11 protein-coding genes are annotated in these 14,127 nt (G+C 64.7%); all 11 read right to left on the reverse strand.

From position 1 onward, the window contains the following. Positions 1 to 114: 114 nt before the first annotated feature. The 11 genes from ligA to L858_RS0100695 all read right to left on the reverse strand — a co-directional run bounded on the left by ligA (position 115) and on the right by L858_RS0100695 (position 14,121). Entirely contained in the window at positions 115 to 2,256 is a 2,142-nt protein-coding gene (gene ligA / locus L858_RS0100645) for an NAD-dependent DNA ligase LigA (protein WP_037504221.1), read from the reverse strand. A gap of 102 nt (positions 2,257 to 2,358) precedes the next feature. Beyond that, positions 2,359 to 4,023 (reverse strand): DNA repair protein RecN, encoded by a 1,665-nt coding sequence (gene recN, locus L858_RS0100650; RefSeq protein ID WP_022681211.1) that lies wholly within the window; start codon positions 4,021 to 4,023, stop codon positions 2,359 to 2,361. 108 nt (positions 4,024 to 4,131) lie between these two features. After that, a complete protein-coding gene (locus L858_RS0100655) occupies positions 4,132 to 4,917 on the reverse strand; it encodes an outer membrane protein assembly factor BamD (RefSeq protein ID WP_037504242.1) in 786 nt (261 codons plus the stop codon). Positions 4,918 to 4,977: 60 nt separating this feature from the next. Beyond that, positions 4,978 to 5,988, reverse strand: coding sequence for a sensor histidine kinase (locus L858_RS0100660; protein WP_022681213.1), 1,011 nt, complete (start codon positions 5,986 to 5,988; stop codon positions 4,978 to 4,980). A gap of 139 nt (positions 5,989 to 6,127) precedes the next feature. After that, positions 6,128 to 8,470, reverse strand: coding sequence for a polyribonucleotide nucleotidyltransferase (gene pnp, locus L858_RS0100665; protein WP_022681214.1), 2,343 nt, complete (start codon positions 8,468 to 8,470; stop codon positions 6,128 to 6,130). Positions 8,471 to 8,646: 176 nt separating this feature from the next. Then, positions 8,647 to 8,916: a 30S ribosomal protein S15 gene (gene rpsO, locus L858_RS0100670; protein WP_022681215.1), complete on the reverse strand. Its 270-nt coding sequence runs from the start codon at positions 8,914 to 8,916 to the stop codon at positions 8,647 to 8,649. Between the two features lie 19 nt (positions 8,917 to 8,935). Then, positions 8,936 to 9,874, reverse strand: a complete 939-nt coding sequence (truB, locus tag L858_RS0100675; protein WP_022681216.1) for a tRNA pseudouridine(55) synthase TruB — start codon at positions 9,872 to 9,874, stop codon at positions 8,936 to 8,938. A 17-nt stretch (positions 9,875 to 9,891) separates the two neighbouring features. Then, entirely contained in the window at positions 9,892 to 10,290 is a 399-nt protein-coding gene (gene rbfA / locus L858_RS0100680) for a 30S ribosome-binding factor RbfA (protein ID WP_028055657.1), read from the reverse strand. Positions 10,291 to 10,392: 102 nt separating this feature from the next. Beyond that, positions 10,393 to 13,002 (reverse strand): translation initiation factor IF-2, encoded by a 2,610-nt coding sequence (gene infB / locus L858_RS0100685; RefSeq protein ID WP_022681218.1) that lies wholly within the window; start codon positions 13,000 to 13,002, stop codon positions 10,393 to 10,395. 84 nt (positions 13,003 to 13,086) lie between these two features. Then, positions 13,087 to 13,743: a DUF448 domain-containing protein gene (locus tag L858_RS0100690; RefSeq protein ID WP_028055658.1), complete on the reverse strand. Its 657-nt coding sequence runs from the start codon at positions 13,741 to 13,743 to the stop codon at positions 13,087 to 13,089. Between the two features lie 144 nt (positions 13,744 to 13,887). After that, positions 13,888 to 14,121 (reverse strand): tautomerase family protein, encoded by a 234-nt coding sequence (locus tag L858_RS0100695; RefSeq protein WP_022681220.1) that lies wholly within the window; start codon positions 14,119 to 14,121, stop codon positions 13,888 to 13,890. Between the last annotated feature and the right edge of the window lie 6 nt (positions 14,122 to 14,127).

The raw sequence follows: 14,127 nt of genomic DNA on the forward strand, positions 1-14,127 counted from the left end.
GGGCAGCCAGACCGCACGACGGCCTATAACCGCTCACCCTCATCCAACTCCGCCTAGCTCGCTACGCGAGCAAGGCTGCGTATCCTTCTCCCATCGAGGGAGAAGGAAGCGGAATTAGCCCGCCGCTTTCACGATTTCGGCCCAGGCGGCCTCGTCTATGACCTCGATGCCGAACGCGGCCGCCTGCTTGAGCTTTGAGCCCGCGCCGGGACCGGCGACGACCAGGTCGGTCTTGGCGCTGACCGATCCCGCCGCCTTGGCGCCGAGCCGTTCGGCCTGCGCCTTGGCCTCGTCGCGGCTCATGGTTTCGAGCTTGCCGGTGAAGACGACGGTCTTGCCCGTGACTGCGCTGACCGTTGTTTCCACCACATAAGGCGGCGGCGCGACTTCGCCGAGCAGGTCGTTCCAGACTTCGACATTATGCGGCTCGTGGAAGAAGTCCGCGAGCGCATGGCCGACCGCCGAGCCGACATTTTCGACGCCGATATGCTCGGCGATCGCCTTGTCCAAACGGGTGCGGAAGCGCGTGCCCTCCTCGCCCTCGGTAGGCTGCGCCGTGTCGCGCAGCGCGATGATCTCGCCGGCGAGGGTGCGAATGCCCTCCAGCGTCGTATAGCGTTTCAGCAGATCGCGCGCCGTCACCGCGCCGACATGACGGATGCCAAGGCCGAAGAGCAGCCGCGCGGCGTCGGGCTGCCGCTTCGCCTTGATCGCGTCGAGAAGATTGTCGACCGACTTCTCCTTCCACCCCTCACGGCCGACCAGTTCGGCCCGATGCGATTTCAGGCGGAAGATGTCGGCCGGCTCCTTGATCCAGCCGAGGTCGAGAAATTCCTGAATGCTCTTTTCGCCCAGCCCCTCGATATCGAGCGCGCCGCGGCTGACGAAATGGCGCAGCCGCTCGAAGCGCTGGGCAGCGCAGATGAGGCCGCCCGTGCAGCGGATGTCGACCTCCCCCTCCTCGCGCACGGCTTCGCTGTGGCAGACCGGGCAATGATCGGGGAAAAGGAAGGCTTCACGGACCTCATAGCCAGTGAGGTTTTCAACCACCTGCGGGATGACGTCGCCGGCCCGCTGCACGACGATACGGTCGCCGGGGCGGACGCCGAGGCGCGCGATCTCATCGGCATTGTGCAGCGTTACGTTGGATACGACCACGCCGCCGACCGTCACAGGCGTGAGGCGGCCGACGGGCGTCAGCTTGCCGGTGCGGCCGACCTGGATGTCGATGGCTTCGAGCGTCGTCTGCGCGCGTTCGGCGGGGAATTTGTGGGCAATGGCCCAGCGGGGCGCCTTGGCAACAAAGCCGAGCCGCTGTTGCCAGTCGAGCCGGTCCACCTTGTAGACGACGCCGTCAATGTCGAACGGGAGTTCGGCGCGGGCGGCTTCGATGGCACGATAATGGACGATCAGCGCCTCCAGCGTATCGACGCAGGTGAGCCGGTCGGAGACGGGCAGGCCCCAGCTTTGGATCGCCTGCATGACGCCAAGCTGCGTGTCGGCGGGAAGCGCGCTGACTTCGCCCCAGCCATGAGCGAGGAAGCGTAAGGGGCGGCTGGCGGTGACGGCGGCATCCTTCTGCCGCAGTGAGCCGGCGGCGGCGTTGCGGGGATTGGCGAACTGGCGCGCCTTTTCGGGGTCGTCCGCCTCTTCCAGCAGGCGCGCGTTGAGGGCGACGAAATCGGCCTTCGCCATATAGACTTCGCCGCGCACCTCGAACAGGTCTGGGACATTCTTTCCCGACAGGCGCTGCGCGATGTCGGGTATGGTGCGGACGTTGGCGGTAACGTCCTCGCCCACTGAACGATCACCGCGAGTGGCGGCGAGAACCAGTTCGCCACGTTCATACCGCAGCGAACAGGAGAGACCATCAATCTTAGGTTCGGCGGTGAGCGCTAAAGGTTCATTAACAGATAGAGCAAGATAGCGCCGGACGCGATCAATGAAGTCAGCAACATCTTCGTCAGAGAATCCGTTATTGAGGCTCATCATCCGAACCGAATGAACAACCTTTTTTAAAGGCACATCGGAAATAGACGACGTTATCAATCCTACACTAAATAGATCGTCATCATCTACCTTCAACTGCTTCTGCAGTTCCCATGCCTTTAACTCTAACTTATCAAATTCCGAGTCCGATATCACCGGATCATCGAGAACATCATATCGATATTTATGGTATTCAATTTGTCTTTTTACTTCATCAAGCTCCTCAAGCTTTTTAAGGAGCTCAGCATCCGGCGGCGTTTTGGACATCAGACATTCTCCAGCATCTGCTGGCCTTCATAAGCTAGTTGGCGTGCCGAAATTCACTCACAACGAAGCCACACTTCCTATTTGCTTAATGATAAGCGTACGTCAAAGTTTCTCCAGCAGCCGCTCGGCCTGGGCGCGCGCCTCGGCGGTGATCTCCGCGCCGGAGAGCATGCGGGCGATTTCTTCGCGGCGTTCGCCCTCGCTCAGCGCATGGACGCCGGTGCGGGTGACAGTGCCGTCGCTTGATTTCGCGATCAGCATATGGCCCGCACCCCTCGCGGCGACCTGCGGGCTGTGCGTGACTACCAATATCTGGTTGGTCTGCGACAGGCGCGCCAGGCGGTCACCGATAGCAGAGGCGACCGCGCCGCCGACGCCGCGATCGATCTCATCGAAGATCAGCGTGTCCGCCCCGCCCTGCTCCGCCAGCGCGACCTTGAGCGCGAGGATGAAGCGGGAGAGTTCGCCTCCGCTAGCGATCTTGACCAGCGGCGCGAAGGGCGCGCCGGGGTTGGTGGAGATTTCGAACTCCACCCGATCAAGGCCATGCGCGCCCCACTGCCCTTCATCCTGCGGCGCTACCACGGTGCGGAAGCGGGCGGCATCGAGCTTCAGCGGCGCGAGTTCGGCCGCCACGGCCGCGTCGAGCTTGCCGGCCGCCATCTGCCGTTCTGCGGAGAGGGACTGGGCCGCCTCCCGATAGATAGCGGCGGCGGCCTGCACCTGCTTTTCGAGGGCAGCCAGTTGCTCCTCCCCGCCTTCGATCGCGGCGAGCTTGGCCGCCATGTCGTCGCGCAGGGCGGCCAATTCATCAGGCTGGACCTGATGCTTGCGGCCAAGGCCGCGCAGATCGAACAGGCGGGTTTCGATGCTGTCCAGCCGAGCGGGATCGAAGCTGAGCGCCTCGGCCGCCTCGGCCAGGAGGTCCTCTGCCTCCCCTGCCTCGATCACGGCGCGGTCAAGCGCGGCGAGAACATCGGCCAGTGGAGCATGTTCAGCGACGATGCGGTCCAGCCGCCGGGCCGCCTGCCGCAACTGGGCGAGGCCGCCATCGGAGCCGGTCAGGCATTCGGTGACGGCGGACAGGTCATCGGACAGGCGCGCGCCCTTCTGCATGGTGGCCCGCTCTTCGGCGAGGATCGCTTCCTCGCCCGGCTCGGGGGCGAAGCGCGACAGTTCCTCCACCGCATGGGTCAGATAGTCGCGGTCGCGCGCCGCGCTTTCGACGGCGGCGCGGCTCTCCGCCAGCCGGTCCGCTGCCTCTCGCCAGCCATGATAGGCGCGGGCGACCAGCGCGGTGTCGCAGCGTCCATAGGCATCGAGCAGCGCGCGGTGGCCGCGTGGGTTGAGCAGGCCGCGATCGTCATGCTGGCCGTGGATTTCCACCAGCGCGCTGCCAAGGTCGCGCAGCAGCGCCGCCGAACAGGCCTGGTCGTTGATGAAGGCGCGGCTGCCGCCATCGGCCTTGACCAGGCGGCGGATGATGAGCGGCTCGCCGGGATCGATGTCGATACCGTTGTCGGCGAGCAGAGCGCGCGAGCGGTGATCGGCGCGCGGCGGATCAAACGTCGCGGTGACGCTCGCCTGCGCTTCGCCGGAGCGGACGAGGCCGCTGTCCGCCCGCGCGCCCAGCGCCAGGCCGAGCGAGTCAAGCAGGATCGACTTGCCCGCGCCGGTTTCGCCCGTGAGGACTCCCAGGCCGGACCCGAAGTCCAGGTCCAGCGCCTCGATCAGCACGACATTTCGGATGGAGAGAGCGGTCAGCATGACGACCCTTTACGGTCGTCACCCCAGCGTGTGCTGGGGTCCCGTGCCGCTAGGTCGTGCCCGATGGCCTGAGACCCCAGCCTGCGCCGGGGTGACGAATTCGGGCGCTTAAGCCTTACCGCCATGTTCCCGCATGAGCTTGTAGGACCGCTCATACCATTTGGAGCCGGGATAGTTTTTGCCGAGCACGGCTGCGGCCTTTTGCGCTTCGGCGGGGATGCCGAGCGAGAGATAGGATTCGACCAGCCGCTCCAGCGCCTCGGGCGTGTGCGTGGTCGTCTGATATTTGTCGACCACGGTGCGAAAGCGCAGCGCAGCCGCGAGCCACTGGCCGCGTCGCTGGTAGAAACGGCCAACTTCCATCTCCTTGCCGGCAAGGTGATCGTTGACGAGGTCGAGCTTCAGCCGCGCGTCGGCGGCATAGCGGGTGTCGGGATAGCGGCGGGTCATCTCACCCAGCGCGTCGAGCGCCTGCTGCGTGATCTTCTGGTCGCGGGTGACGTCGGCGATCTGCTCATAATAGCAGAGCGCGATCAGATAATAGGCGTAGGGCGCGTCCTTGTTGCCGGTGTGGATCGACAGGAAGCGCTGCGCGGCGCCGATCGCTTCATTATAGTCGCGATTCATATAGTAGCTGAAGGCCGACATCAGCTGCGCCCGGCGCGCCCAGGGGGAATAGGGATGCTGGCGCTCCACCTCGTCAAACAGCGCGGCGGCGAGCTTGTACTGGCCGCGGTCGAGCCGATATTTGCCCGCATTGTAGAGCGTTGACACGTCGCGCGCTACATATTGGGTGTCGGACTTGTTCTTCGACGTCGCGCAGCCGGAGAGCAGGGCTGCAAGCAGGACCGGAGCGGTGGCCGCGCCGATGCGCGTCATGGTTTTCGTCAGCATGCGCCGGGTCATAGCCGAGCGAGTGGCCCTCGCCAAGCGGCAGAATGCGGCCGCGCGTCACTATGCGCGCGCGGGCAGGTCCAGTTGCGCGATCGCCCCGCCACGGGATGCGGGTTGCAGGGTGAAGCGGCCGTTGAGCTGACTGGCGAGCGCCGTCGCGATCCGCAGGCCAAGGCTCCCCTGCTGCATGTCGAAATCAGGATCGATGCCCTTGCCGTCATCCATCACCTTGAGCGCGAGCCCTTCGTCCGACGCATCCAGCCGAATGAGGATCGTGCCGCCGCGATGGGCGAGGCCGTGCTCGATCGCGTTGCTGACCGCTTCCGTGACGATCAGGGCCAGCGGGACTGCGACATCAGGCTCCAGCATCAGGTCTTCAGGCGCCTCGACCTTCAGCGCGACATCGGTGCGGCCGGAGGCCTCTACCACATCGGCGGTGAGGGTTCGCAGGAAAGCGGGGATATTCTGCCCCTCCCCCGACGGATTGTAGAGCGCGCGGCTGATGCGGCCGACGAGCGCCAGGCGGGCGGACGCGTCGTCGAGCGCCCGGCGCGCCAGATCATGATCGACATGGCGGCGCTGCAGCGAGAGCATGGCCGCGACGACCTGAAGATTGTTCGACACGCGGTGCTGCAACTCGTGGAAAAGCAGTTCCCGATTTTCGGCAAGCGAGCGATTGCGCTCCCGCTCTATCGCGAGATGATAGTTCGCCCGCTGCATGAAGTGGATGAGCGCGATGTCGACGGCCACGACGAAGCTGTAGAAACAGAGCGCGAGCAATACGCCGGGCGTGACCACGAAGCCCATGCGCGGCGGGATGAAGACATACCAGGAGATCAGCCCGCACAGGACGCCCGCATAGATGCCGGGCCGCACGCCGAAGAGAAAGGAGGAGAGGATGACGGCCGGGAAGAAGGAGACGAAGGGATAGCCGACCGGCAGCAAATTCTCGGCGGCGCTGCGTAGCGCAAGCGCGGCCAGGCAGAACAGCGTGGTCAGGACATAGGCATGCCACGGGCGGCGCGGCACGAGCGGCAGACGCTCGACAAACCTCTCGTTCTTGCGCCGCATAGTCCCCCCGCCGCCATCTTGTTACCCTATCACAACTTTTTTGGTAGCCAATTGATTCACATCAACCATCGTCAAAAGGTCAGCAAAAAGGGGCGCCCGGTTCGGACGCCCCCCTTCTGTTTCCATTCAGGACAGAGGATCAATCCTGCGTCAGGAAATCCGGCAGACCGGCGTTGCCGCCATCGTCATCGTTGCCGCCGCCATTGCCACGGCCTTCGCCGCGCGGGCCACGGTCACCGCCACGATCACGACGCGGACCACGATCACCACCCCGGCCGCCACGGTCGCCGCCGTCGCGGCGCGGACCACGGCCGCGGTCGCCGCGATCACCCCGGTCGCCGCGCGGTTCACGCGGCTCGCGGGCGGGACGGGTGTCCTCCAGTTCCTCGCCGGTTTCCTGGTCGACGACGCGCATCGACAGGCGAACCTTGCCGCGCGGGTCGATCTCCAGCACCTTGACCTTCACTTCCTGGCCTTCCGACACGACGTCGGTCGGCTTTTCGACGCGCTCATTCTTCATTTCGGAGACGTGGACTAGGCCGTCCTTGCCACCCATGAAGTTCACGAACGCACCGAAATCGACGATGTTGACGACCTTGCCGGTGTAGATCTTGCCGACTTCCGCTTCCTCGACGATGCCGAGAATCCACTTCTTGGCGGCTTCGATCTGGTTGATGTCGGACGAGCTGATCTTGATGATGCCCTCGTCGTCGATGTCGACCTTGGCGCCGGTTTCCGCGACGATCTCACGGATGACCTTGCCGCCGGTGCCGATGACGTCGCGGATCTTCGACTTGTCGATCTGGATCGTCTCGATGCGCGGGGCGTGGGCCGACAGCTCGGTGCGGGTCGAGGACAGCGCCTTGCTCATCTCACCCAGGATGTGGGCGCGGCCTTCCTTGGCCTGACGCAGCGCGACTTCGAAGATCTCCTGCGTGATGCCGGCAACCTTGATGTCCATCTGCATGGTGGTGATGCCCGCTTCCGTGCCCGCCACCTTGAAGTCCATGTCGCCGAGATGATCCTCGTCGCCCAGAATGTCGCTGAGGACAGCGAAATTCTTGCCTTCGAGGATCAGGCCCATGGCGATGCCCGACACCGGACGCTTGAGCGGAACGCCCGCGTCCATCATCGAGAGCGAACCGCCGCAGACCGTCGCCATGGACGACGAGCCGTTGGACTCGGTGATGTCCGACAGAACGCGGATGGTGTAGGGGAACTCTTCCTTGCTGGGCAGCACGGGGTGCAGCGCACGCCATGCCAGCTTGCCATGGCCGACTTCGCGGCGGCCCGGCGCGCCGAAGCGGCCGACTTCACCGACCGAATAGGGCGGGAAGTTATAGTGCAGCATGAAGTTTTCATAATAGACGCCGTTCAGGCCGTCGATCATCTGCTCGGCATCCTTGGTGCCCAGCGTGGTGGTGCAGATCGCCTGCGTTTCACCGCGAGTGAACAGCGCCGAACCATGGGTACGCGGCAGGAAGCCGACCATCGCCTCGATCGGGCGGATCTGCGTGGTGTTGCGGCCGTCGATGCGCTTGCCGTCCTTCAGGATGGCAGTGCGGACGATCTCGGCCTCCAGCTTCTTGGTCAGCTTGATGCCGGCCATGACGGTCTGGGCGTCCAGGCCCTCTTCGGTGAAGTAAGCCTTCGCCTTGGCACGGGCTTCGTTGATCGCGTTCGAACGCGCCGACTTGTCGGTCAGCTTGTAGGCGGCCGTGATGTCCTTGCCGATCAGCTTCTTGAGCTTCTTCTTGAGGTCATCGAGGTCGTCGCCCTTGGCGACATCCCACGGCTCCTTCGCGGCCTTTTCGGCGAGGTCGATAATCGCGTTGACGACCTTCTTCGAGGCTTCATGGGCGAACAGGACGGCGCCGAGCATGATGTCTTCCGAAAGCTCCTTGGCTTCGGATTCGACCATCATCACGGCATTGCCGGTGGCGGCGACGACCAGATCGAGTTCGCCGGTCTTCACTTCGTCCAGCGAGGGGTTCAGCTGATATTCGCCGTCCTTGTAACCGACGCGGGCAGCGCCGATCGGACCCAGGAAGGGCACGCCCGAAAGCGTCAGCGCGGCCGAAGCGGCGATCATCGCGACGATATCGGGCTCGCTTTCACCATCGAAGCTCAGAACCTGAGCGATGACGTTGATTTCGTTATAAAAACCTTCGGGGAACAGCGGGCGGACCGGGCGGTCGATCAGGCGGGAAACCAGCGTTTCCTTTTCCGTCGCGCCGCGCTCCCGCTTGAAGAAACCTCCGGGGATGCGGCCGGCAGCTGAATATTTTTCCTGATAGTGGACGGTCAGCGGGAAGAAGTCCTGTCCTTCCTTCACCGACTTGGCGGCGGTCACAGCGCACAGCACCACCGTCTCGCCATAAGTCGCCAGCACGGCGGCGTCGGCCTGACGCGCAATACGGCCGGTTTCGAGCGTGAGGGTCTTGCCGCCCAGCTCGATTGATACCTTCTTTACATCGAACATGTGTTTTTCCTTCGCCCACCTGGCCCTATTGCCGGGCGGGGCCTGTCTGCGCGCTATCCGGCGCGCGGCGGTGTCGGAGCATCATTTGGCCCCTGAAATGAAACGGGGCGCCGGATTGCGCCCTATTCCAGAATCGGAAACGGCCCCGCGCGGGGGCCGTCCCTTCTATAGCAGGCTTACTTGCGCAGGCCCAGCTTGGCGATGAGGTCGGTGTACCGCGCCCCATCCTTTTTCTTCAGATAGTCCAGCAGCGAACGGCGCTTGTTGACCAGCATCAGCAGGCCGCGACGGCTGTGGTTATCCTTGTGATGACCCTTGAAATGCTCGGTCAGGTTCGAAATGCGCTCCGAAAGGATCGCAACCTGTACTTCCGGCGAACCGGTATCGCCTTCGGCGCGGGCATGTTCCTTGATCAGCGCTTCCTTGCGCTCAGCAGTAATCGACATCGGCTTCCTTTCATAACATCTAGAGATTGAAGCCGCGCACCACCCTGATTTCAGGGCCACTGGCCTCCACCAGCGCGACGGGCGTGTCGCCCTCCATCGCCAGCATGAGGCCGGTATGCGGTTTCCCGACCAGCACCTTCCCCTGTCGGAGAGCCAGCGCGTCATCGGGGGAGACTGCAAGAGCCGGGATGTCGTCCAGCCCTGCGGTCAACGGCAGCATCAAGCTGCCGAAGCCGCCGCCCCTAGCAGCTTCGTCCAATTTGTCCAGTGAAATCGCGGATTCCAGGGTGAACGGGCCGGCCTTTACACGGCGGAGCATGGTGACGTGGCCGACCGTGCCGAGGGCAAGCGCGATGTCGCGGGCGAGGGAGCGGATATAGGTGCCCTTGGAGACGTGGGCGGTGAGGGTGATGGAGGCGAGAGCGCCCTCCTCCGTTCGGTTCGAGCTTGTCGAGAACGCTGGATGAGAGTTCTCGACAAGCTCAAACCGAACGGAGTTGAGCGCGTGGATCGTCACCTGCCGCGTCTTCATCTCGACGTCTTGACCCGCGCGGGCAAGGTCGTAGGCGCGCTGGCCATCGATCAGGATGGCGGAATAGGCTGGCGGAGCCTGTTCGATGGCACCGGTGAAGCGCGGCAGGATCGCTTCCACCTCGGCGGGCGTCGGGAGGCGGTCGCTGGTGGCGATCACCTTCCCTTCCAGATCCAGCGTGTCCGTCTGCGCGCCGAAAGCGATGGTAAAATCATAAATCTTGTCGCTGTCGAGCATCCTGCCCGCGAGCTTGGTCGCTTCGCCGATCGCGATGGGCAGGACGCCGGTAGCGAGCGGATCGAGCGTGCCGCCATGTCCGACCTTCCACTTGCCCGCCCCGCTCTGCCGCAGCGCGCGCTTCACCGCGCTCACCGCCTGCGTGGAGCCGAGGCCATGCGGTTTGTCGAGGATGAGCCAGCCGTGCATGAGATCAACGCGGCGCGTCAGCCCTCGTCATCCGGCGCTTCAAGGTCACGCGCGACCTTGGGATCACGCAGCAGCTGGTCGATATGGCTGCCTTCATCGAAACTCTCGTCCGCGAGGAACTTGAGTTTTGCCGCATATTTGAGGCGGATGCGATGGGCGACCTCCCGCTGGAGATAGGCGGTGTTGGTGCGCAGCGCCTTCAGCACCGCCTCCTCATCCTGCCCGAGCAGCGACTTGATGAACACCGTCGCGTGGCGCAGGTCCGGCGACATGCGCACTTCGGTGACGCTGACGACATGCCTGGCGAGCACATCGTCATGCACGTCCCCGCGCTGGAGGATGTCGGAGAGGACATGGCGCACCTGCTCGCCCACGCGGAGCAGGCGGACGGAGGGGCCTTCGGGTTGATTGGACATGATCAATCCTCGTCATCCCAACGCAGGCTGGGATCTCAGGCGGCTACGGACGACCAAGAGGCACGACACCCCAGCTTGCGCTGGGGTGACGCACTTTCCTGATCACAGCGTCCGGGCTCGTTCCTCGACCTCGAACAGTTCGAGCGTGTCGCCGACCTTGATGTCGTTCGTGTCCTGAAGCACCGCACCGCACTCCATGCCCGCGCGGACTTCGGAGACGTCGTCCTTGAAGCGGCGGAGCGAGGCGATGTTGGTGCGCGACACGATGACATCGTCGCGGGTAAGGCGCGCGGACAGGCCCTTGCGGATGATGCCGTCGAGGACGAGCAGACCCGCTGCCTTGTCCTTCTTGCCCGCCGGGAACACCTGAAGCACCTCGGCGCGGCCGACGATGGTTTCGATGCGCTCGGGAGCCAGCTGGCCCGCCATTTCGCCGCGAACTTCCTCGAGCAGGTCGTAGATCACGTCATAATAGCGCAGCGAAATCTTCTCGCGCTCCGCCAGCTGACGCGCCTTGGCATTGGGACGCACGTTGAAGCCGATCAGCGGCGCGCGGCTGGCGGCGGCCAGCGTGACGTCGCTTTCGGTGATCGCGCCGACGCCCGAATGGAGAATGCGAACCTTGATCTCGTCGGTCGAGATGCGGTTGAGCGATGACACGATCGCTTCGACCGAACCCTGCACGTCGCCCTTTACCACCACCGGATATTCGATGACCTTCGTATTGAGCGCCGAGAACATATGTTCGAAGCTGGTCGGAGCCGCCGTGGTGCGCTTCTTCGTCGCCTGTTCCTGACGGTAGGCGGCGACTTCGCGGGCGCGGGCTTCATTTTCGACGACGGTGAGTTGATCGCCCGCCATCGGCACACCGGAGAGGCCCAGCACCTCGACCGGAGTCGAGGGACCGGCGACCTTCACTTGCTGACCCTTGTCATTGATCATCGCGCGGACCTTGCCGCTTTCCGAACCGATGACGAAGGTATCGCCGATCTTGAGCGTGCCCTTGCGCACCAGCACGGTCGCGACCGCGCCACGGCCCTTGTCGAGCTGCGCCTCGATCACATTGCCTTCGGCAGCGCGATCGGGATTGGCGGCCAGTTCGAGCAGTTCGGCCTGGAGCAGGATCTTGTCGATCAGCGTGTCGAGGCCGGTCTTCTTGAGCGCCGACACCTCCACGTCCTGAACATCGCCGCCCATGTCTTCGACCACCACCTCTTCGCTCAACAGGCGCTCACGCACCTTCTGCGGATTGGCGTCGGGCTTGTCACACTTGTTGATCGCGACGATCATTGGCACGCCGGCAGCCTTGGTATGGTTGATGGCTTCGATCGTCTGCGGCATCAGGCCGTCGTCTGCCGCCACCACGAGGATGACGATGTCGGTGACGTTGGCGCCGCGCGCGCGCATTTCCGAGAACGCTTCGTGGCCCGGCGTATCGAGGAAGGTGATGGTGTCACCGCCCTTGGTCTTGATCTGATAGGCGCCGATATGCTGGGTGATGCCGCCGCTTTCGCCGGATACCACATTGGTGCCGCGCAGCGCGTCGAGCAGCGAGGTCTTGCCGTGGTCGACATGGCCCATGATCGTGACGACAGGCGCGCGGGGCTGCAGCGTCTCGGGCGCGTCAACCTCGCCATCCATGCCGATTTCGACGTCGGCATCGGACACGCGCTGGATGCGGTGGCCGAATTCCTCGACCAGCAGCTCCGCCGTGTCCTGATCGATCGGCTGGTTGAGCGTGACGGCAGTGCCCATCTTGAACAGGGCCTTCACCAGGTCCGCGCCCTTTTCGGCCATGCGGTTGGCGAGTTCCTGAACGGTGATGCTTTCGGGCACGACGACGTCGCGGCTCTGCTTCTCGCGCGGCTGGGCGCCGCCCGAATAATGGGCGCGGCGTTCCTTCTCGCGGGCGCGCTTCAGCGCGGCAAGGCTGCGCGCACGGGCGCTGTCGTCGTCCGACAGGGCACGCGTGACGGTGAGCTTGCCCGCCTGGCGGCGATTGTCGTCGCCACGCTTGGCGCGGTCCGGCTTGGCCGGCTCGGGACGCTTGACCGGCGCAACCGGGGTAAAGCGGCGCGGCGGCGGCATGGTGGAGGTGGGCGCAGCAGCGGGCTTCTGCTCGGCGGCAGCGGCGGGCGCTGCTTCGGCCGGGGCCGCGGCAGGCGCAGCTTCTGCGGCAGGCGCGGCCGGAGCTTCCGGCGCAGGCTCAGGAGCCTTGACGGCTTCCTCGGCCTGACGCGCAACTTCGACCTCGGCAGCTTCGGCGGCCAAGCGGTTTTCCTCGGCGCGGCGCTTTTCTTCCTCGCTCGCCGCCAGACGCTGGGCGTCCTCGCGGCGGCGCGCTTCCTCCAGCGCGTTCATGCGGGCTTCTTCCGCTTCGCGCAGAAGCTTCGCCTGCAACTCCTGACGCGACATCAGGCTCTGCGGCGGCGCGGGGCGCGCGGGGGCAGCCGGCTGCGGCGCACGGGCCTGGGGCTGCTGCGGCGCGGGCGCCGGAGCGCGCGGCGTGGGATCGGCCTGGGGCTCAACCGCAGGCGCAGCGGCACCGGCTTCACCCGGCTTGCCAAGAATGCGGCGCCGCTTCACCTCAACCACGACCGTATTCTTGCGGCCATGGCTGAACTGCTGCTGCACCTGGCCGGATTCGACGGTCCGCTTGATGCCCAGCGGCTTGCGGCCCAGAACCGGCTTGTCTTCCTTGCTGTCACTCATACGACTGAACTGTACCCTTCACATCATCCCGACCGGCAAGGCCCGTCGGCGCCTTATTCCCAATAACTGCCACCAACAGGCTGCTCAGGCACCCGGCGCATCGGCGGAGTCCTGCTCCCCATGCACCGGCGCTCCGTTAGCGCAACCCAGATAGCTTTCCAAGCGGCCTATGGCCGAACGCAGACGCGACGCCGCACGCGAGTCGGTCACTGCGATATGGACGACATTGTCCCGCCCCATTGCCATAGATAGGGCGTGTCGGTCCACAGGCAAGGTGATGCCGGCCAAATCGGTGCCTTCGGCCTCTTGTCCAACGCGGTATGCTTGGTCGAGCTTGCGATTGCCGTCCGCAGCCGCATCGGCGGCATGGAGCAGCAGCTGGACCTGGCCCTTGCGACAGGCGACGTCGATCTTTTCAGAGCCGGTGAGGACCATGGAAGCCTTCGCTTCCAGTCCGAGGCGGTCGAGCAGCGCCTTGCGCAGCCCGTCCTCTATGAGGGCCGGCAGCGTGTCCGGGATTTGCAGATCACCGGTTTTGAACGCGCGAGCGAGCGCGCCCTTGAGCTTGCCCTTGGCGAGGGCCTGTTCAAGTTCGGCGCGCGACACGCCGATCCAGGCGCCCCGCCCCGGAGCCTTGGCGCGGATGTCGGGCAGAATTTCGCCGTTCGGGCCGCAGGCGAGGCGCACCAGCATGTCCGGATCGGCCCGGTCGCCCGAGAGGATGCATTTGCGTTCGGTCATGCGGCGCCCTCCCCCGACGAATTCCGTATTCCTGCGAAAACAGGGATCCAGTTCCATCGTGGCGAATATGCGCGACCTTTGGACTGGGCTCCTGCTGTCGCAGGAGCACGGCAATCCATGAGCAATATGGGAGCGCTTAGCCTCTCATCGGGAAGTGACCGCAGCATTGGCGTCCTCCCCTGTGTTGGGCGCATCGCGGTCGGCGATGAGCTGTCCAGCCGAGCCGTAATTTTCCGTCGAGACTTCGGAAATCACCACCTGCACGGCAGAGGCCGGCTTCCCCAGCCGCTCTACCAGCGACCGGGTGACGTCGGCGACGATCGCCGCCTTCTGTTCACGGGTGGCGTTTCCGGCCAGACGGATATCGACGAACGGCATCTTGGC

Source organism: Sphingobium bisphenolivorans (assembly GCF_000412635.1).
Taxonomy (GTDB): domain Bacteria; phylum Pseudomonadota; class Alphaproteobacteria; order Sphingomonadales; family Sphingomonadaceae; genus Sphingobium; species Sphingobium bisphenolivorans.